Genomic DNA, 18749 nt, shown 5'->3' on the forward strand with positions numbered 1-18749 from the left:
ACGCGACACGGTTACGACGTCAACGTTTCTTGATGAGGCACTAGCTGCGTGATTGCGCTCGGGACTCCGCTCACGGCAGGGCGCGGCCCGTGCGGTGCCGATCATGACGCGACTTGCTGACTGGCCTGGTTGCGCGGTGATGGGTTCGCCACAGCGGTCGGCAGCCCGCAGCGCTTGGTGGAGGAGGTCGAGGATCGGTGGGCGGCGGTCGGTTGAATCGATGAGCCAGCAGCAGGAGTCTCGCCTCTGAGTAGGATCTGGCGATGCCTTACACCGCGCTGCATCGCGCTCTGGGGATGCCGGCGAGCCCACTGACTAACGACATGATTGACGCCGCCGTCCGCGCGCAAATATCCGAAATGGACGATCTTGACTGGAAAAAGTCGTTCCCGGTGGCCAAGGAAATTGCGAAGAGCGACGTTCTGAAAGACATCGCAGCGATGGCCAACAGTGGCGGCGGTGTGATTATCTACGGCGTCGCTGAAGATCAGAAAAAAGCCACAAGTCGAGTACACGTCGGCGAGGTGACCGAAAACTATGTACGAACTTTCCAGGTGGCGGCGGTTAACCATATTCACCCGCCTGTGCGTAAGATTAAATTGTTTCCGCTTGGTGACGACCGTGAGCGTGCTCTCGTCGTCGTCGTGCCTTACAGTGTTGACGTCCCGCATCTCATCTATCGCGGTGAGCACTTCGGCGCACCGATCCGAAATGACGCAGACACTATTTGGATGCGCGAGCCGCAACTCGAACGACTTTACCGAACCCGGCTGGATAATCAACGCAAGGTGCAGCTCCAGCGCGAACGAGAGCTGGAACAGAAACGGCTCCGACTTGAAGAGGACGTCAGTCAAGAACGCCTTCAGCGCGAACAAGAACGTTTTCAACGCGAAAAGGAGCAGGCGCAGCGTCAGCTTGAGGATGATTTCAAGCAAGCGCGCCTCCAGCGCGAACAAGAGCTAGGTCAGGTACAGCGCCTGCTCAAGGAGGCCTTCGATCAGGCGCGTCTCCAGCGCGTCACTGACCAGCGAGTATGGATGATCGGCGTGGCGCACCCTCGGACGAGCCCGAGTTCCGGCAGCCCGTTGAGCCGGCTCGATGCGAACCGCATCGTCGACGGCGCGATTGAGCTCGGCACTAGCATCGCCGGCTCGTCCAAGTACCGCCCCCTCAACAGTGTTTATCCCGCCGTCGGGACCGGCTTTCGTCGTTGGGTGGCGAGTCCTGGCAGCAGTTCCGAGCCATGGCGGGAAGCGTGGGCGGAAGTGCACTTCGATGGCTCTGTCAGTCTCGCCGCGGTCATCGGAGGCATGCCGCTCCGGACGAGTTCCGCCGACGACACAACCATCAGCTCACGACGATTCGAATGGTTCGTCGCTGACCTCCTGGCCCTTATCAGGAAAGCGGCCGAGTCCGGTGACAAGGTGGACTATCAAGTCCGCTTGGGTCTTGAGCACCGGAACCGAGGGCCGATCACTGTCAACCATGTCAACGACGGCGGTTTCCAACTCGGCAGCGGTCCATCTCGCATCACTCATTTCATTCCCGTGGAAACCACGATCAGAACGACGGTGGCGGACGAGGGCTACCTCGACCAGATTCGGCGCGTCGCACTCGATGTCATGAATCAAGCAGGCATATCGCGTCTCGTTTCCATTAAGTGAGCGGACGACTTACGCGAGTATGACGAGGGCCCAGTCGCGCGGGCACGTCAGGATGTAGCAGCCGCCGGTGACCAGCGGACGGGACGACCGCACGGACCGTGTGAACGAGATCGTGAAGGAGGCCGGGTGCCCGTTCGTGCCGCTGACGGCCGCCGCGGACGTGGAACTCAAGATCGCCGCCGAGATGCGCGACAGCGGGATCACGGACGCCACGGTGGTCATCAACAACGTGCCCTGCAAGGGCCAGGCATGCTGTGACGATCTGCTGGGCGTGGTGCTGCCAGAGGGCAGCACGCTGACGGTCCACGGGACGGGCGGGTTCACGACGGTGTATCGGGGACATAAGCAGTGGTGACGTTCGATGCCTGGTTCGACCCAGGTCAGCGGGAACCCCTCGCGGTGAGCACGCCCACGGAGGTGGACGAGCTGCTGGACCGGATGGTGGCCGAGGCCGAGTCGCCGGAGGTCGAGGTGGGCTTGGTGGCCCTGATCGACCACCGAGACGAGGACGGCTGGTCGATCCTTCAGTTCGGTGTGCGCGCGGCGGCTACCACGTGCGGGTTTGTCGGCTACGCGGGCAAGGACGAGACGAGCGTGATCAGCACGTCGGGCGGAACATCGCCGGAGCCGGTGGCCTACGACTACCAGTCCCACGAGCGCGAGGTTCCGAGCAACGCGGAGATCTCAATGGTAGATGTCCGGCAAGCGGTCCACGACTATGTGGCCTCGGGCGGTGTCCGGCCCACTGGGGTGCGGTGGCGGGAAGTCTTCACTTGCTGCGTGATTGCGCTCTGCATCCCGCCGACGGGGTGTGGTTCGCGCGGTGTTCCAGTCGGAGGCAAGCTGTTGGAGTCGGTGCCAGGGGCTGGGGTTGGATACTCCGCGGGCGACGAGCGCCGCAGGTCGAACTTCGGCTCTGCTCTCTGGATTCTCTGTGTTGTGTCCTGGTCTCGGCACTACTGACATGTCGGTAGGGTGTGCTGCCTAGCGGATGGAGAGGGCGGGCTCAGGCAGTGACCTGGTGGCAGATCGGTGTGACCGCCCTGGTCGGCATCCTCGCGACCTCGGGCGCCTTCCTGGGGGCGCGCCTTGGTGTGCGGGCGAATGACCGGGCGACTGAGCAGCGGGAGCGGGCGGCGCGTCGCGAGGAATGGTGGCGCCGGTTCACCTGGGCCGCAGAGCTAGCTCTCGACGAGTCAGCGGTGAAGCGTACAGCCGGGCTGAGTCTTATGATGAAACTGGCCAGATCAGAGCTCGCGGAGCAGGACGAGTATCGGCTGCTCGATGTGTTCCACCAGCGTGTGCTCGGCGACATACTGAACTCGGCAGAGAAGACGGGGCAGGGCGAATGACTCGATCGCGTCGCGTAACCGAGGAGCAGATCGCTGCCGCGCAACTACGTCTGCTTCTGGACGAGAAACAGGGACGAGTGGCGCCGGAAATTGTCCGGGCGATCGCGAACTCGCTGCCTGGCGACGAGATCGTCGATACGAACCCTGTTGCTCGTGACTCATCGGAGAGCGCCGTCGAGACAGGGGTCACAGCTGCCGCTGTGGACGCAAACCAGCTGGACCGGCAGGTAACCGTCGCGATCATCGCAGACCATGAGGTCGCGATCGACGGCGTTCGGGCATGGGTGGACCGTGATCCAGGCAGGCGGGTACGGATCGTGGCGAGCGGGGCAGACGTCGACGAAGTCCTTGCCGGCCCCGGCGGCACCGCCGACGTCCTGCTAGTCGACCTGAATCTGCGAGGCACGCTTATCGTCGACCGGATCGCTGGTCTCACCGGGGCGGGACACCGGGTGGTGGTGTTTTCCGCTCACTCCGAGCCAGAGTACGTGCTCGCGGTACTCGACGCGGGCGCGGAATTCCTGGATAAAGACGGGAGCCGCGAGCACTGCGTGGAGACGATCGTCGCCGCCGCTACCGACCGCCCCTACGTTACTCCCACGACAGCCGGCGCGATGATCGCCGACGCCCGACCGTTGCGGCCTGCACTGTCCAAGCAAGAACTCGCCGTGCTCAAGTACTGGTTCCAAGGCATGTCGGAAGCCTCGGTAGGAGCCAGGATGAGCATCAGCGAGGCAACGGTCCGGCAGTACATCGACCGGGCCCGAACCAAATACGCTGCGGTCGGCCGCCGAGCATCGACCAAGGAAGCCCTGCTCGCCCGCGCTATCCAGGATGGACTCATCAGAGCGGCCGACATCACCGAGTATCGGTCGAGAGCCATCAGGCCCGAAAGCTGACCCGCGAACAACGGAAGATTTCGAAACGGCTGCTGGGCGAACTCGACGGTCCTAAAACGGTAGCTTCGATTCCGTTGTTGAAGGTCAAACTAATGGGACATACCTCCACGTCAGGCGAGCCGGAGGCCTCGGCGGCCGCTCAGCTGTCTCACTCCAGGCTCGGTCTTGTCGTCGGCGTTCGCGTCCGGGAACGCTGCGGCAGAGTGCCGAACAATACCTTCGTCGAGATCGGCTAACGACTACCGCGAGGGCATCAGTAGCAGCTGCTGGACCTCGCCTACCCAAGCGGGTTCCTTCGGAGTCCTGGTTAGCACGCTTGGTCCGTGGCGGTGGTCAGCACCTACTCGGGGTCTCGCGCATCGCCGTCTGCCCGTGTTCGGTCCATCAGTCCTCGACTTCGAAATCCTTAACGTTGGCGGAAGGCAGCGAGGACTGGTCGGTCTGGGCGGAGCTGGCCACAGACCATGCTTTTATCGACTCTGATTGATGGTGTTGCGCTTGCGTCTTTGCGCTGCACCGATTGCGCTTAATGCGGTCCCGACAATGCCGACCGCGGCTACCGGCGCAAGTGTCGCCATTGCCACAATTGCCGCAGCGAGGATGAGAACCACAAGGGTTGCCCATCTGATCACGGCTAACGCATTCCGTGTGCGCTCTCGATCTTATATCGTATATCCGATAATGCCGCGCGGACATCCTTTATTGGGGGGCGGTCGCGTAGGTGAAGTGTCAGTCATCGCTACTTCTCCTTGGCGACAGTGTCATGGCGCGTATTTCGTATCGAAGCCACGGTGCCCTGATGAGGACTCGAAGCGAGTGGCGCACCTGTTTCCACCATCCCGAGCCGCTTTCGGCAAGGTCGAAAAGTTCGGAGCGAAATCGTTCTTCGTAGTCTATGCGACTGCCGATTGGGAGGATTCCAGCTGCGACTTTGGTTAAGCGATAGGACGTTTTCCGCACCTGTTTGTTGACGATGTGATCAATGAGTTGAGACCTATATGCGCCGTTCGCCTTTTTGGACACCTCATCGGCAAGTTCAAGAAGTGTGTAAAACTCGTGCACAAAGGCGCGGGCGCGTATGCGACCCTGAATTGCGGCGTATGCGGGTATCTTGGCTGCTATGCCTTCCAGTTCATGAGAAATTCCTCTAAGGGCATAGCAGGCGGAACTTAGCTCACCGACGAATATTTCAGTATCGAAATCCTTGTTGCTGGTAGACGACGGTCCTTCGATGGGTTCATTGAAGCCAAAGTTCAATCCGTATTCCCGGCTAAGGATCTCGGCTTGATTGTAAGCAATCTCACTGTTGCGTTTTAGTTCCTTGACTGGACCCTGAATTCCGATTTGACGTCCATTGAAGGCGGCGATTTTGCATAGGCGATCTAGAGTGGCAGCGATTGTGTCGATCATGCGCCACCGGCCATGCCTGGACGCAGGCGCGACAAAGCCTGTGTGGAGGCTTCTGTCCGGCGTAAAGCAGCTTGGACGACACCTAAACTATTCGGGTCCAAACTGTAGTAGCGTCGCCGGGGACGCCCCAATTCGCTGGGGTCAATCCGTTCCCAGCGGCTACGCAGCCAACCTGCCTTCTCTAGCCTGGTCAGGATTGGGTGGATTGTGCCGCTGGGCAGGCCTGCGGCACCGCAGATCTCCAAGCCATACATCTCGCGGGCTGGATCAGCGACAAGCTCTCGTAAAACCAGTTGAGTTGGAAGCGTCATCCTTGGGCCAGGCATGCCGGTACTCTACCTAGCCCCTAGGTAGAGTACAAGGATGAATCCCGCCGCGTGACACGTGCCTTCTGCGGGCGGGCGCCGGTCGCTACCGGTAGTGGCGAACAGCATGAGATTGAAGATCCGGGTGCCGGGGTGCAGGAACACTGGATGCCGCAGGTGGTTGACGATCTCCAGGGTCAGCGCGGCGCCCTCGTCCCTGCCGAAGCCGGGGCGATTCTCCACCTCGAGGCGGGCTTCGCCGTCCGCGAGCAAGGCGGCCGGATTCGCCGGATCGGCACCGTAGCGGTACCGGTTGTGCGCCTTGCCGCCTTCGGTGGTTTCGCGGAACCCGGCCATGTGCAAGCCTTCTCCGGCGATGATGGTCGAGGCGAATTCCCATCGGTGGCTGTGCGGATTGGATTCGCCGCGCGACGGTTCCGCGGACTCCGGCCAGACGTGGAGCCGGATCCGGAAATCGGCGGTGGTCGTCGATGGCGGAGTGTCGATCATGAAGTCGTACCTGGGGTTCCTGGAGGGCTGAGCGGGGGCGCGGCGACGGCGAGCGCGGCCGCGCGGAGGGAGGTGACGGCGTCGAGCGTCTGCCAGATGGGTAGATCCCCGCTTCCCCAGGCCCACAGCCCTTGTTCGGCGTCGTAGCGCTCCCAGAGGGTTCCGAGCGCCCGGTTGAGCCGGGGGAGTGGCAGAAGCGGGGAGGTGGCGTCGATATGGGCGCTCCGGCTGACGTGAACTGGAAAGGACCGGGCACAGCGCCCGACGGAGCCCTCGGATAGTCCTTGGATAGCTGCTGGTTCGAACACCGCCCTTGGGACGACCTTGGAGCGCCCAGGGGGAGACCTGGATCAGGCCAGACCCCATCGAGTCCAGGGGAAGACCTGGAACCGTCCACATACGGGCAGAGGCTGGACACAGGTGCATCCAGCGAGCTGCCAATGCATGGCTTGAGCCGGATTTGCTCGTGGAGGGGAACGTGCGCTGGTCAGTCGATGCGAGTTGTGGCCAGGGGGTGCGGTTCACCGGTGAGAGCCTCCAAAGCCCTCGCGATTTCCTGCAGAGTGGCCTTGTCGTAGACGCCGATGGTGCCGTCGTGGTTCGTGCTGGCCTTACTGGAGTGGCCGGCGTAGCCGGAGGCGACGGCGCGGCCGAAGGCGCGGGAGACCCAGGTGAGAGTGGTGTGGCGCAACCAGTGTGTGGAGACGTCCTGGGTGTAGATCCAGGGGAGGTGGCGTCCGAGTCTGTCCCACAGGTGGTCATAGCGGCGGCTGGTGATGGGTTGGCCGCTGCGGTAGCGGAAGAGTTGTTTGTGAGGCTCGACGGAATGGCGGTCCTTGGCGTGCGACCGCAGGTGCCGCATGAGAGTGGGGGATACGGGTTGCCAGCGGTGTTTGCTGCCTTTCTCCCGCAGGTAGACCAAGCACTGTTCTGCATCGAGGTCTTGAGGCCGAAGGTTGAGACCCCCTTGGCGACGAGCTGCTGTTTCAGTATGAAAGCGCAGGAGAAGAGCATCGAGTTCCGGGTCATTGCCAGTGGTGGCGGCGTAGTGGTTGATACTCACCAGTTGATCGGGTGGCAAGGCGTACCGGGGAGAGTCGGCACGGCGGGGCTTGTCGACCTTGGATGCGGGGTTGTCGTGGTGATCGATGAGGTCGTCGGCTTCGGCGTGCCGATAGAGGCAACGCATGGCGGCGATGAAATTCTCCACGGCGCTGGTGCCACCGCGGGCGTTGCGGCGTCCACGTTGCTCGGCCTGGGCCTTGATGACCTGGCTGAAGGCTTTGATCTCGGACGGGGAGGGTTCATCGATGCCGCGTGTGCCCCAGCGATCCACTACGTAGTTCCAGTAGGGCTGGTAGGTCTTGCGCGTGCCGGGCGAGACGGCATCGGACACGACGGGCACGTAGACCGCGAATGTCGGCGCGGGCGGGCGCGGGGCGGCGGTGTCCAGCAAGTCGGCGGGCGTGATACCTAGGCTGGAGAGCAGTAGCCGGGCCGCGTCCAGATTGGCCGCCCGATCCTGCCCTGCGCCGAACGGCGGAGAGGTCAGGGTCACGGCTGGTCGCCTCCCAGCAAACTGCTGTGGTGATCGACGAGCTGCTGATGCAACAGGGCCGTGGTGTAGATCAGGAGCGTGGCGCGACGGGGGACCGCGGTCAGAAGTACCCGGTCGCCCGCTGTCAACCCGTGCCTCGTGCGCAGGGGGGCCGGAATCTGCAGGTATCCGGCCGGCGCGAGAGTGAAGACGCCGCGCGGGTCCCGCCGAAGGATGACCGCGCCGTCCACGGCGGTTATCGTCAGCGGTTCTCCCGGCGCCCAGCCCAGTACATGCAGGGTCGCTTGATCGGAGATCCGGCCGGAAGCGTCCAGTCTTGCCATCGCGTAAGACACCGGCGTGCCACGCGGAATCGACGGGATCGCCGCCAGGGGCAGGGGCTCCGGCTTCTCGTCTTGTGCGGCCCGGCGCCGTAGACCATCACCTGGAGATGGGGGCGACACCAGCGGAGCTACGACACTGTCTGTCATCGCGCACCTGCTGAGCCCACGCCGGGACACCGTGCGGCCGCAGGGACACGGCCGACTTCGTGCCTGTAGACAGCACTTAACCCCCCGGGCCGCATCTGTTGCGGCACACAGGGGGTGTGCAAGTAACAACGTCGTGTGTCAAAGTACCTGCGTAACTGGGGACCAATCACGCACTGACGTGTCCGAGGGGGGACTTGAACCCCCACGTCCGTTAAGGACACTAGCACCTCAAGCTAGCGCGTCTGCCATTCCGCCACTCGGACTTGCTGATGAAGAGAGTATACGTCGCCCAGAGGCCCTGAATCAGGGGGGTACGTATCGTCACGACGACTCACGTTGAGACCATGATCGGTTACCGTCGGGCAGCCGTGAGATCCCGATGCGGCAAGCGTGGCCCGTAAGTTCGCAGGTCGAGAGCTATAAAGGCAGAACGTGACGTCATGTGACCTAGAGTGACTATCGGCAGGGTGGTTCAGGGCGTGGCATGACGTCGGGGCAGGGAATCAAACCCGGTCACCGGACGCTTACACGTGACGTGAAGAAGATTGGTTTCCTCTCGTTCGGCCACTGGTCGGCGAGCGCGCACTCCGAGACCCGGTCCGCCGCCGACTTCCTGCATCAGTCGATCGATTTGGCCGTCGCGGCCGAGGAGCTCGGTGTCGACGGCGCGTACTTCCGCGTGCATCACTTCGCGCGGCAGGCGGGTAGTCCGTTTCCGTTGTTGTCGGCGATCGGTGCCCGGACGTCGAGGATCGAGATCGGTACCGGCGTGATCGACATGCGCTACGAAAACCCGATGTACATGGCCGAGGACGCCGGCGCGGCCGACCTCATCTCGGGCGGCAGGCTTCAGCTCGGTGTCAGCCGGGGATCCCCGGAGCAGGTGATCGACGGGTGGCGTTACTTCGGGTACGGCCCGGCGGAGGGGGAGACCGCCGCGGACATGGCCCGGCAGCGCACCGAGGTCTTCCTCAAGCTGCTCGACGGCGAGGGCTTCGCGCAGCCGAACCCGCGGCCGATGTTCGCCAACCCGCCGGGGCTGCTGCGGCTCGAGCCGTACTCCGAGGGCTTGCGTGAGCGTGTTTGGTGGGGGTCCAGCTCCAACGCGACGGCGGTCTGGGCCGCGAAGCTGGGCATGAACTTGCAGAGTTCCACGCTCAAGGACGACGAGACGGGTGAGCCGCTGCACGTTCAGCAGCGCAAGCAGATCGAGGCCTACCGTGAAGCGTGGAAAGAGGCGGGTCACCCACGCGAGCCGCGGGTGTCGGTGAGCCGCAGCATTTTCGCGCTGACCAACGACCTGGACCGCGCCTACTTCGGCCGCGACCGTGAGTCGCGTGACCAGGTCGGCATGATCGACGAGACGACCAGGGCGATCTTCGGCCGTTCGTACGCCGCCGAGCCGGACGAGCTGGTGCGGGAGCTCAAGGCGGACGAGGCGATCCAGGCGGCGGACACCGTGCTGCTGACCATCCCGAACCAGCTCGGTGTCGAGTACAACGCGCACGTGCTGGAAAGCATCCTCACGCACGTGGCGCCGGAGCTCGGCTGGCGCTGAGGTGGCGAGGGAATGCGCGATTCGGCCGATGGGCAGGAGTGCCGGGCCTCGTTAGGATCGAGGCATTCCCCGGCCATCGGAGGGTCCCATGAGACTGCCCCGATTCCGCTGTCTGTCCGGCCTGGTCCTGGCCTTCTGCCTCGCCATGCCGACCCTCGCTCAAGCGAGCGCTCCCGCCCCGCTCGGGGGCGGGAGCCTCCTGCAAACCAGTTTCTCGTCTCGGTGCACTGCCGGATTCGCCGCCGTCTCGGGGAATGCCGGCTACTTGATCGCGAGTTCCGCCTGTGGCAAACCCGGTGACACCGTTCGCAGCGCGGGCCGCGTGGTCGGGGTGGTCACGGCGGCGCAGTTTCCGCCGAACGGCGCGATCGTCATCCGGGTGACCAATACGACCGACTGGCGGTTGGTGGGTTCGATCCCGCCCACCGACAGCCGGGTGACGATCACCGGGTCGGCCGAGGCCCCGGTCGGCGCCTCGGTGTGCAGGTACGGCGCGACCACCGGCTGGCGGTGCGGGATCATCCAGGCGAAGAACGTGTCGATCACCTTCCCTGAAGGAACGCTGACCGGCTTGACCCGCACTTCCGTGTGTGCCGAGCCGGGTGACAACGGCGGGCCGTTCGTCAGCGGGACGCAGGCGCAGGGCGTGCTGGTCGGCGGCAGCGGGAACTGCGCCAGCGGCGGCACCACCTACTTCTTCCCGGTCAACCGCGTCCTGTCGGCCTACGGGCTGACGATCCTCACCGGAACCTAGAACGGCAGGATCCGCGGGTATGGGGGAGGGGAGTGGCGCGCGAACGCCGGGGTGGTCGTCACCCTGATGTCCCGGACGGCGTCGAAGATTGTCTGGTGCTCCGGCGCGAGCTTGACGGCGTCGGCGTTCAGCGCGGCAGGATCGGCCGATGGCCAGCTTCCGTCGTCCAGCCGCCGCTCCAGGATGCGCAGCGCGGTGATCTCTTCGGACCCGGTGAACACGCAGTGCCCGGCCCGGTTCACGAACAGCTGACGCAGGTTCCGCCGGTCACCGACCAGTGCGACTCGTTCGGCGTAGGCGCGTTCGTGTGCGGCAGGCGCGGTGCCGTCCGCGACGGTGTGCATGGTCAGCACCGGGAACGGGGTGCGCCCCAGCGGCAGCCCGAACTGGGCGAGGTAACCCGCCGCGGCCGGATCCGGGGAGATCCGCGGCGCTTTCGCCAGCTTGTCGAGGTCGGCGCCGAGATCCAGCCCCGCCTCCGCGTAGGCCCGTTCCACCAGCGGCCGCTCACCGGCGTTCGCCAGGATCCGCCGGTAATCGACGCCGGCGTTCCAGCTCGGGTTGCCACCCGCGCGCTGTTCCAAGGCGACCCTGTCGACGCCGAACGCGCTGACGCGGTAGAAGCGATCCCAGGCGGCTTGCCAGAAAACCTGCTCCGAGACGTCCGGAGGCCTGGGCCGGGTGGGGTCCAGCCAGCCGGGGATCTCGGCCAGCGCGTTCGCCAAGGCGAGTCTGGCCCGGCTTTCCGGGTTCTCGATGGCGGCCTGAACCACGTTTAGGAACCTGTCCGTGTTGGCTTCGGGGTCGGTGATCCGCACCAGTTGGAGCCGCGCGTCCAGCAAGGTGTTCAGCGCGTGACCGAGATCGAGCCCGGAGTTCCAGTGCGCGGCCCCGCCCGCGAGGTTGCCGCAGAAGGTCATCAGCCCGGCGAACCGGCGCGGGTTTCGCTCGGCGAGCAGGGTCGCGGTGATCGCCCCCACCGATTCGCCCGCCGCGATGGTCCGGCGGGGCGGGCCGACCGTGCGGCCGAACCAGTCGTGCAACCGGATCTGGTCGGTCAGCGCCTCCTCGATCGACCAGCCGCGTACGGCGCGGTACTGGGAAGCGGCCAGCGCGTAGCCCTGCTCCAGCAAGAAGGATTCGGTCGAGAGCTGGGAGGTCAGCGCGATCCGATCCGGCTCCGGATAGGCAAGGGAGTACATGCCGTGACTCCACAGCACCAGCGTGCCGTTCCAGTTTTCCGGCACCAGGACCAGATATCGGGCACCTTCGAGTTCGCCCTCGTATCTGGTGACCGGTCCGGCGGCCGAGGCACTCGGGACCACCAGCCCCAGTAAGGTGGTGAAGAGAACCATGAAGATCAAACCACGCCGCGCCATGACAATCACCCCGGCGGTCATCTTTCCGGTGAACCGGGTTAATTGTCCAGCTCCGAATTCCCGGCTTCGGCTAGCTGAAGATCACCGAGCGCAGGAGAAGCCTGTCCGAGCCGTGGCCGCCGTGGGGACGGAGCGAGAAGTAGTCGTCTCCCTCGCATTCGGCGTTCTTGAACACCACCGCGCGTGAGTCGGTGTTGTTGCGCGGGCGGAAGGCGGCGGAGACGTCCCAGTCGGCTGTTTCGGGGATCTCGATGCATTCGCGGCTGGGCGGATCGACCAGGGAGCCGACCTGGATTTCCCCCTCTGCGTCGTAGTAGCGGTAACTGAATTCGCCTTCGGCCGCGGAGGCCGTCGCCGGAATGGCGAAACACAGGGCGACAGCACTGACGACGGCGAGGAAAGCGTTGAGTTTACGCATGGGACGACAGTAAAGAGCTGATCGAGAACTCCGGTAGGTCTCCCGGTCACGTCCACTCGCCGGTACCGGTGCTCGACCTGATCGTGGGTCGACCGATCCGGTCGGTGATCGACGGGCGCGGGACGCGACCGCCCGGTTCGCGGGCCGGGCGTTGCGCAACCGGCCGGTCTCGCTATACGGTGACGGAACTAGAACAGGTTACAGTTCTGCACGGTGGCGGACCGAGGAGCGGAAATGGCGAACAGGGCGCCGCGCGGCGACGAGGCCGATTACGTGGTCGTCGGATCGGGCAGCTCGGGAGCGGCGATCGCCGGCAGGCTGGCGGCGGCCGGGGCCAGCGTGATCGTGCTCGAGGCGGGTAAAAGCGACGAGAAGCTGCTGGTCAAGAAGCCGGGCTTGGTCGGCCCGATGCACGCGGTGCCGCAGCTCAAGAAGCCCTTCGACTGGGGCTACTACTCGGTGCCGCAGAAACACGTTCTCGATCGCCGGATGCCGGTGCCGCGCGGCAAGGTGGTCGGCGGCTCCAGCTCCATCAACGGCATGGTCTACGTCCGCGGCAACCGCGCCAACTTCGACTCGTGGGCCGCGGAGGGCAACAAGGGCTGGGACGCCGACAGCGTCAACGCCGCGTACAAGCGGATGGAGGACTTCGAGGACGGCGAGAGCGAGTTCCGCGGCGCGGGCGGGCCGATCCGGGTCACCCGCAACAAGATCCCACAGGAGGGCACACTCCAGTTCCTCCAGGCGACCGCCGACGCGATCGGTTGCGAGATCCTCGACGACTACAACGCCGAGTCGCAAGAGGGCGTCAGCCGGATGCAGCAGAACGCCGCCGACGGCCTGCGCTACAGCGCCTCGCGCGGGTACATCCACCACCTCGCGCCCGCGACGCTCGAGGTCCAGTCCGGGGTGCTGGCGAAGAAAGTGCTGATCGAGAACGGCCGCGCCGTCGGCGTCGATGTCGTCGACGCGGACGGAGGCGGGCGCACGCTGCGCGCCGGTAAGGAGGTCATCCTCTCGGCGGGCTTCGTCGGATCCGCGCATCTGCTGATGCTGTCCGGGATCGGCCACGCCGAGCACCTGAAGGAGCACGGCATCGACGTACTGGCGGATCTGCCGGTCGGCGACAACCTGCACGACCACATGTTCCACGCGCTGACGTTCCACGTGTCGTCGAGCAAGAACAAGGGCACACCGCCGTATTTCGCACGCGGCCTCGTCAAGGAGCTGATGCGGCCCGGCACGACCTTCCTGGCGAACTCGGTCTTCGAGGCGGTCGCTTTCCTCAAGACGTCGCAGGCCGCCGAGGTCCCGGACCTCCAGCTGCACCTCCTGCCGTGGGCGTACGTGACGCCCAACCAGGACGCGCCGATCCGGCACGACGTCGACAAGCGGCCCGCGCTCACGGTGCTGACCACGCTGATCTACCCGAAGAGCCGCGGCACGCTGCGACTCGCTTCGGCCGATCCCACGGCGGCACCGCTCATCGACCCCCGGTACCTGTCCGATCCGGCCGATCTCGAGGTGCTCGGCGAGGGTTCGGAGATGGCCCGCGAGATCTTCGCCTCGGGGGCGTTCAACGGCTCGATCAAGGAAGAGCTCCACCCGGGCAAAGGGCTACGGGGCCAAGCGTTGCGTGACGCGATCCTGAATCGCGCGACCTCGGTGTACCACGGTGTCGGCACCTGCCGGATGGGCGTCGACGAACTCGCGGTCGTCGGTCCCGACCTCAAGGTCCGCGGGGTCGAAGGCCTGCGGGTCTGCGACGCTTCGATCATGCCGTCGATCACCGGCGGCAACACCAACGCACCGGCCATCATGATCGGCGAGATGGGCGCGCAGCTCGTCCTGTCGGACAATTGACGGAAAGAGGGCCATGACCGTCACACCGCTCGCGCTCACCCGTCCGGCGTCGGTGACCGACGCGTTCCTGCGGCGGCTCGTCGCCCGGGTGCCGGGTTCGTCCGGCGCGACCTGGAAGCTCACCGAGGTCTACACCGGTGACGTGCTTGTCGAGCTGCCCCAGTCGACACCCGAGGATATCGAGCAGGCGTTCACCACCGCTCGCGCCGCGCAGGAGGAATGGGCCGTGACGCCGCTCAAGCAGCGGCTGGAGGTGTTCAAGCGGGCGCACACGCTCTTCGTCGACAACGCGCCGATCGTCACCGACCTCATCCAGGCCGAGAGCGGCAAGAACCGCCGGATGGCGATCGAAGAGACCTGCGACCCGGCGATGGTGATGAGCCATTACCTCACGCGGGCCGCCAAACTGCTGGCGCCGGCCAAACGCGGCGGCCCGATCCCGTTCCTGACGACGTCGACCGAGATCCGCCGGCCCAAAGGCGTGGTCGGCATCATCGCGCCATGGAACTTCCCGTTCGCCACCGGCATTTCCGACGCCGTCCCGGCGTTGATGGCCGGGAACGCGGTCGTGCTGAAGCCGGACAACAAGACGGCGCTGTCCCCGCTCTACGGCGTCGAGCTGCTGGAGAAGGCCGGGTTGCCGAAGGGCTTGTTCCAGGTCGTGTGCGGCGAGGGACCGGACGTCGGCCCCACGCTCATCGATCAGGCGAATTACGTGATGTTCACCGGTTCCACGGCCACCGGCCGGGTGATCGGCGAGCGGGCGGGCCGCAACCTCATCGGCTGCTGCCTCGAACTCGGCGGCAAGAACCCGATGATCGTGCTCGAAGACGCCGATCTGGGCGAGGCCGTGCAGGGCGCGATCTTCGGCGCGTTCGGCAACACCGGGCAGATCTGCATGCACATCGAGCGGATCTACCTGCCGGAGTCCCGCTACGACGAGTTCAAGAACGCCTACGTGGCCAAGACCCAGGCGCTCGACGTTCGCGCCGCCTACGACTTCGGGCCCGACATGGGTTCGCTCGTCTCCGTCGACCATCTGGGCCGGGTCAAGTCGCATGTCGACGACGCCGTGGCCAAGGGTGCGACTGTCCTTTGTGGAGGAAAGCCCCGTCCGGATCTCGGCCCGGCGTTCTTCGAACCGACGATCCTCGAAGGCGTCACCAAGGACATGCTCTGCGGTGTCACCGAAACCTTCGGACCCGTTGTCGCACTGCACAAGTACCGCACGGTCGACGAGGCCGTGGCGTTGGCCAACGATACCGAGTACGGCCTCAACGCCTCGGTCTGGGGCGGTGACGTCGGCGCCGCCCGTGCCGTGGCTTCGCGCATCGAGTCGGGCAACGTCAACATCAACGACATCCTCGCCACCGCCTATGCCGCCAAGGGCACACCGTCCGGCGGTGTCAAGAGTTCCGGCGTCGGCGCACGCCACGGGGACCAGGGCCTGCTCAAGTACACCGACGTCAAGAACGTGGCGGTGCTCAAGAAACAGGTCATGGGTCCCCGTGGCGGCCAGACCTACGAAAAGTATGTCGAGGGCATGCTTTCCGGGCTGAAACTCATGCGGCGCTTCCGGATCCGCTAGACGGTGTCCGTTACGTCGGTGTGCTGGGGTGCGGCCAGCACACAGGCGATGCTGAGTACGCACATGCCGATCAGCAGGCCGATCGCCGGCCAGACACTGCCGGTCGCCTGGAACAGCAGGGTCGACACCAACGGTGACAGGCCGCCGAAGAGCGCGCCCGCCAGCTGGTAGGACAGCGAGATGCTCGTGTACCGCGCCCGCGGGCGGAACATCTGCGACAGGATGGCCGCGATCGGGCTGTAGGTCGCCGTCATGGCGAGGCGCATCGCCACGAACGCCGCGATGATCAGCACCGTGTTCTTGGTCGAGAGCACCAGGAACTGCGGTGCCGCGAGCAGGGCGACGCCGACGAGCCCGATGACGACCACCCGCACCCGGCCGAAGCGATCACCGAGCCAGGCCGCGCCGAAGCTGACGGCCAGCTCGACGAAGGCGGCGATGGTGAGCGCGTTGAGCACGAGCGATTCGGAGACGCCGACGGCGGGATCGGTCGCGTACGCCGTCGCGAAGGTGGTGACGAGGTAGTAGCCGCCGACCGCGACGGGCAGCACGCAGATGCCCAGCAGGATCGGCTTCCAGTTCGTCCGGACGGCGTACAGGATCGGAGCGCCGGTTTCTTCGGCGCTCTCCTCGAAGACCGGCGACTCCTCGACCTTCAGGCGCACGATGAGGCCGACACCGATGAGCAGCACGGAAGCGAAGAAGGGGATTCGCCAGCCCACCGTGCTGAGCCATTCGGTGCCACCGGTGCTCAGGAGACTGAACAGGCCGGTGGCCAGCAATGCCCCCGCAGGGTTACCGGCCTGCGCGAACGCGCCGTAGAAGGTCTTCTTGTCCGGTGGCGCGTGTTCGACGGCCATGAGCACGGCGCCGCCCACTCGCCACCCACGGCGAGCCCTTGGACGAACCTGAGCACCACGAGCAGAACGGGTGCCCACGTGCCGATCTGGGCGTACCCGGGCAGGCAGCCGACCAGGAACGTCGCCGCGCCCATCATCGTGAGGGTCACCACGAGCGCGGTCTTGCGGCCGACCCGGTCGCCGACGTGCCCGAACACGATGCCGCCGAGCGCCCGGGCGAAGAACCCGACCGCGTAGGTCGCGAAGGCCGCCGCGACCCCGGTCAGCCTGTCGCCGGTCTCGGGGAAGAACACGGTGCCGAAGACCAGGCTCGCGGCCGTGGCGTAGATGTAAAAGTCATACCACTCGACGGTGGTGCCGACGAAGGCGGCGAGTCCGGCCCTGCGGGCACGCCGGAGTGACTGGGTGTCGGTTTGGACGGTCATCGGGCCACCTCGCCGTCGATCCAGGTCTCCAGCACGCGGATACCGGCGATCCGGCTGGGCTCGCCGGTCAGGGGATTCTCGCTGAGAAGGACGAAATCGGCGCGTTTGCCGGGGGTGATCGAGCCGAGGTCGCGTTCCCGGCCGAGCACCCTGGCGCCGGCGATCGTATGCGCGGCGACGGCCGACCGGACGTCGATCAGCAGGTCGTCGCCGCCCAGCCGGTGACCACGCCGGGTCGTCCTGGTCACCGCGGTCTGGATGGCTTCGAGCGGGTTCGGCTCCGCGACCGGCGCGTCCGAACTCAGCGTGACCGGCACACCCGCCGCCTGGAATTCGCCGAGGGGGTTGAAGCGTTCGCCCGGCGTGCCGACGGCGTCGGTGACGCCCTCGCCCCAGTTGTAGTAGTGCTGCGGCTGGTTGACCGGGTGGACGCCGAGCGCGGCCATCCGCCCGATCTGCTCCGGCGACGGCAGCCCGCAGTGCTCGATGCGGTGACGGGCGTCGGGACGGGGATCTCGGGCCTGCGCGGCCTCGATGGCGTCGAGCACCATGGCGATCGCGGTGGGGGACTGGGCGTGGGTCGCGGTCTGGAGACCGGCCGCGTGCGCCTTCGCGATCAGCGCCGCGTAGTCCGCGGGCTCGTGATAAAGCTGCCCGGTCCGGCACGGGTCGCCGACGTAGCCGTCCGGGAAGTAGGCGGTCCAGCCGCCGAGTGTGCCGTCGGCGTAGAACTTGATGCCGGCGAAGGAAAGCCGGGGAGTGCCGAAGGCGCCGTGCAGGCCCATTTCCAGGCTCTGGTCGAGCAGATGCGACAGCAGGTACATGTGCACCCGCGTCTTGAGCCGCCCGGATTCGTCGAGCCGCAGATACATGTCGAACTCGCGGCGCGTGACCTGCGCGTCGCCGATCGCGGTCACGCCCGCGGCGAGGAACTTCTCTTGCGCGGCGGCGAGTTGCCGTTCGTGCTCGTCCGGCTCGTCCTCGAGGTGGAAGTTCGGCCCGTGGTGGCCGACCTTCACCCCGGAGACGCCGGTGAGGATGTTGCACGCCGCGTCCGAGAGTTCGCCGGTGAGTTCGCCGTGCTCGTCGCGGAAGAACACGCCGCCGTCGGGATCCGGGGTGTCGCGGGTGACGCCGTTGCGTGCCAGCGTGTAGCTGTTGACCACGCCGCCGTGTCCGCTGGCGTTCATGAGGTAGACCTCGCGATCGGCGGCGACGGCGTCGAGTTCTTCCTTGCGGGGGTGGAGTTTCTCGGCGAGGTTGCGGTGTTCGTAGCCGTAACCGCGGACGGGCCTTCCCGCCGGTGTGCGATCGGCCGCCTCACGCAGCAGGGCGACGATGTCCGGAATGGACGAAGCCCGCAGCGGGCCGCAGTCGACCCAGGTCATCATCTGGCCGTACATCAGGGGATGCGCGTGCGGGTCGACGAAGCCGGGCAGGAGGATGCCCGGCAACCGCCGGACCTCCGGCGCCGGATGGCCGAGGCTCGCCGCCCTGGCGCGGCATTCGTCCACCGAGCCGACCGCGGCGATCTCCTCGCCGAACACGAGGACCGCGGAGGCGCCTTCGGTGGCGTCGTCCACGGTCACCAGCTCTTCCGGACGCAGGATCGTCGCGGTCGCGTCGAGGACTGAACGATCGAGGGGCAACAGGCGCATCGCGCGGACTCCTGGGTTTCGGCGGTGAAGTGGGGCGAAGGTAAGCGAGGAGGGCTACCGGGCGCAATCAGATCACTT

17 protein-coding genes, 1 tRNA gene and 3 pseudogenes are annotated in these 18749 nt (G+C 65.8%); 9 read left to right on the plus strand and 12 right to left on the minus strand.

Features of this window, described 5'->3' with window-relative positions; translation table 11 throughout:
• Nucleotides 1–263 precede the first annotated feature (263 nt).
• The 5 genes from BS329_RS30645 to BS329_RS30665 all read left to right on the plus strand — a co-directional run bounded on the left by BS329_RS30645 (nucleotide 264) and on the right by BS329_RS30665 (nucleotide 3915).
• Nucleotides 264–1664: an RNA-binding domain-containing protein gene (locus BS329_RS30645; protein ID WP_076165046.1), complete on the plus strand. Its 1401-nt coding sequence runs from the start codon at nucleotides 264–266 to the stop codon at nucleotides 1662–1664.
• Nucleotides 1665–1731: 67 nt separating this feature from the next.
• Nucleotides 1732–2019 (plus strand): DddA-like double-stranded DNA deaminase toxin, encoded by a 288-nt coding sequence (locus BS329_RS30650; RefSeq protein ID WP_076165047.1) that lies wholly within the window; start codon nucleotides 1732–1734, stop codon nucleotides 2017–2019.
• Entirely contained in the window at nucleotides 2013–2627 is a 615-nt protein-coding gene (locus BS329_RS30655) for an Imm1 family immunity protein (RefSeq protein WP_076165049.1), read from the plus strand. Before BS329_RS30650 ends, BS329_RS30655 begins: the two co-directional genes overlap by 7 nt.
• A 50-nt stretch (nucleotides 2628–2677) precedes the next feature.
• On the plus strand, nucleotides 2678–3016 hold the full coding sequence (locus BS329_RS30660) for a hypothetical protein (RefSeq protein WP_076165051.1): 339 nt from the start codon (nucleotides 2678–2680) through the stop codon (nucleotides 3014–3016).
• Entirely contained in the window at nucleotides 3013–3915 is a 903-nt protein-coding gene (locus BS329_RS30665) for a LuxR C-terminal-related transcriptional regulator (RefSeq protein WP_084750395.1), read from the plus strand. The genes BS329_RS30660 and BS329_RS30665 overlap by 4 nt, the downstream gene beginning before the upstream one ends.
• 729 nt (nucleotides 3916–4644) lie before the next feature.
• On the opposite strand, the gene BS329_RS42895 is transcribed toward BS329_RS30665, so the two are convergent.
• The 6 genes and pseudogenes from BS329_RS42895 to BS329_RS30700 all read right to left on the minus strand — a co-directional run bounded on the left by BS329_RS42895 (nucleotide 4645) and on the right by BS329_RS30700 (nucleotide 8431).
• The gene (locus BS329_RS42895) at nucleotides 4645–5325 is read right to left on the minus strand and encodes a hypothetical protein (RefSeq protein WP_143253279.1); all 681 of its coding nucleotides are present in this window, start codon (nucleotides 5323–5325) and stop codon (nucleotides 4645–4647) included.
• Nucleotides 5326–5732: 407 nt separating this feature from the next.
• Nucleotides 5733–6107 (minus strand): annotated as a pseudogene (locus tag BS329_RS44790) (hypothetical protein); the annotation flags it as partial.
• Between the two features lie 29 nt (nucleotides 6108–6136).
• A pseudogene (locus tag BS329_RS44795) lies at nucleotides 6137–6349 on the minus strand (XRE family transcriptional regulator); the annotation flags it as partial.
• A 278-nt stretch (nucleotides 6350–6627) separates the two neighbouring features.
• Entirely contained in the window at nucleotides 6628–7698 is a 1071-nt protein-coding gene (locus tag BS329_RS30690; protein WP_244197354.1) for a tyrosine-type recombinase/integrase, read from the minus strand.
• The gene (locus tag BS329_RS42060) at nucleotides 7695–8021 is read right to left on the minus strand and encodes a hypothetical protein (protein WP_143253280.1); all 327 of its coding nucleotides are present in this window, start codon (nucleotides 8019–8021) and stop codon (nucleotides 7695–7697) included. Before BS329_RS42060 ends, BS329_RS30690 begins: the two co-directional genes overlap by 4 nt.
• Nucleotides 8022–8347: 326 nt before the next feature.
• A tRNA-Leu gene (locus tag BS329_RS30700) sits at nucleotides 8348–8431 on the minus strand.
• A gap of 272 nt (nucleotides 8432–8703) precedes the next feature.
• Between BS329_RS30700 and BS329_RS30705 the strand changes: the two genes are divergently transcribed.
• A complete protein-coding gene (locus tag BS329_RS30705) occupies nucleotides 8704–9726 on the plus strand; it encodes an LLM class flavin-dependent oxidoreductase (protein ID WP_076165054.1) in 1023 nt (340 codons plus the stop codon).
• A gap of 261 nt (nucleotides 9727–9987) precedes the next feature.
• Here the strand turns inward: BS329_RS30705 and BS329_RS44800 are convergent, their stop codons facing one another.
• Nucleotides 9988–10272: a hypothetical protein gene (locus BS329_RS44800; protein WP_244197378.1), complete on the minus strand. Its 285-nt coding sequence runs from the start codon at nucleotides 10270–10272 to the stop codon at nucleotides 9988–9990.
• On the opposite strand from BS329_RS44800, the gene BS329_RS44805 reads away from it, so the two are divergent.
• Complete coding sequence (locus BS329_RS44805; protein ID WP_244197376.1) at nucleotides 10205–10480, plus strand: S1 family peptidase; 276 nt, start codon at nucleotides 10205–10207, stop codon at nucleotides 10478–10480. The genes BS329_RS44800 and BS329_RS44805 overlap by 68 nt on opposite strands.
• Here the strand turns inward: BS329_RS44805 and BS329_RS30715 are convergent.
• Together BS329_RS30715 and BS329_RS30720 are read right to left on the minus strand one after the other, a co-directional pair.
• On the minus strand, nucleotides 10477–11859 hold the full coding sequence (locus BS329_RS30715) for an alpha/beta hydrolase family protein (RefSeq protein ID WP_143253281.1): 1383 nt from the start codon (nucleotides 11857–11859) through the stop codon (nucleotides 10477–10479). The genes BS329_RS44805 and BS329_RS30715 overlap by 4 nt on opposite strands.
• A gap of 70 nt (nucleotides 11860–11929) precedes the next feature.
• Nucleotides 11930–12277 carry a hypothetical protein gene (locus tag BS329_RS30720; protein ID WP_076165057.1) on the minus strand — a complete coding sequence of 116 codons (348 nt, stop codon included), beginning with the start codon at nucleotides 12275–12277 and terminating at the stop codon, nucleotides 11930–11932.
• A gap of 234 nt (nucleotides 12278–12511) precedes the next feature.
• Between BS329_RS30720 and BS329_RS30725 the strand changes: the two genes are divergently transcribed.
• On the plus strand, nucleotides 12512–14140 hold the full coding sequence (locus BS329_RS30725) for a GMC family oxidoreductase (RefSeq protein ID WP_076165058.1): 1629 nt from the start codon (nucleotides 12512–12514) through the stop codon (nucleotides 14138–14140).
• 13 nt (nucleotides 14141–14153) lie between these two features.
• A complete protein-coding gene (locus tag BS329_RS30730) occupies nucleotides 14154–15728 on the plus strand; it encodes a succinic semialdehyde dehydrogenase (protein WP_076165060.1) in 1575 nt (524 codons plus the stop codon).
• Here BS329_RS30730 and BS329_RS30735 read toward each other — a convergent pair.
• The 3 genes and pseudogenes from BS329_RS30735 to BS329_RS30740 all read right to left on the minus strand — a co-directional run bounded on the left by BS329_RS30735 (nucleotide 15725) and on the right by BS329_RS30740 (nucleotide 18671).
• Nucleotides 15725–16420 carry an MFS transporter gene (locus BS329_RS30735; protein WP_360909792.1) on the minus strand — a complete coding sequence of 232 codons (696 nt, stop codon included), beginning with the start codon at nucleotides 16418–16420 and terminating at the stop codon, nucleotides 15725–15727. The genes BS329_RS30730 and BS329_RS30735 overlap by 4 nt on opposite strands.
• A pseudogene (locus BS329_RS44810) lies at nucleotides 16421–17013 on the minus strand (MFS transporter); the annotation flags it as partial. It lies immediately after the preceding gene.
• Entirely contained in the window at nucleotides 17010–18671 is a 1662-nt protein-coding gene (locus BS329_RS30740) for an amidohydrolase (RefSeq protein ID WP_076165062.1), read from the minus strand. The pseudogene BS329_RS44810 and the gene BS329_RS30740, both read right to left, overlap by 4 nt.
• Nucleotides 18672–18749 lie beyond the last annotated feature (78 nt).

Origin of the sequence: Amycolatopsis coloradensis, assembly GCF_001953865.1 — a bacterium.
Lineage (GTDB): Bacteria > Actinomycetota > Actinomycetes > Mycobacteriales > Pseudonocardiaceae > Amycolatopsis > Amycolatopsis coloradensis.

Excerpts from the sequence above, each read along its gene's own strand:
- BS329_RS42895 (WP_143253279.1), bottom strand. The coding sequence starts at position 5,325 with ATGATCGACACAATCGCTGCCACTCTAGATCGCCTATGCAAAATCGCC.
- BS329_RS30740 (WP_076165062.1), bottom strand. The coding sequence starts at position 18,671 with ATGCGCCTGTTGCCCCTCGATCGTTCAGTCCTCGACGCGACCGCGACG.
- BS329_RS42060 (WP_143253280.1), bottom strand. The coding sequence starts at position 8,021 with ATGGCAAGACTGGACGCTTCCGGCCGGATCTCCGATCAAGCGACCCTG.
- BS329_RS30715 (WP_143253281.1), bottom strand. The coding sequence starts at position 11,859 with ATGGCGCGGCGTGGTTTGATCTTCATGGTTCTCTTCACCACCTTACTG.
- BS329_RS30725 (WP_076165058.1), top strand. The coding sequence starts at position 12,512 with ATGGCGAACAGGGCGCCGCGCGGCGACGAGGCCGATTACGTGGTCGTC.
- BS329_RS30645 (WP_076165046.1), top strand. The coding sequence starts at position 264 with ATGCCTTACACCGCGCTGCATCGCGCTCTGGGGATGCCGGCGAGCCCA.
- BS329_RS30665 (WP_084750395.1), top strand. The coding sequence starts at position 3,013 with ATGACTCGATCGCGTCGCGTAACCGAGGAGCAGATCGCTGCCGCGCAA.
- BS329_RS30730 (WP_076165060.1), top strand. The coding sequence starts at position 14,154 with ATGACCGTCACACCGCTCGCGCTCACCCGTCCGGCGTCGGTGACCGAC.
- BS329_RS30720 (WP_076165057.1), bottom strand. The coding sequence starts at position 12,277 with ATGCGTAAACTCAACGCTTTCCTCGCCGTCGTCAGTGCTGTCGCCCTG.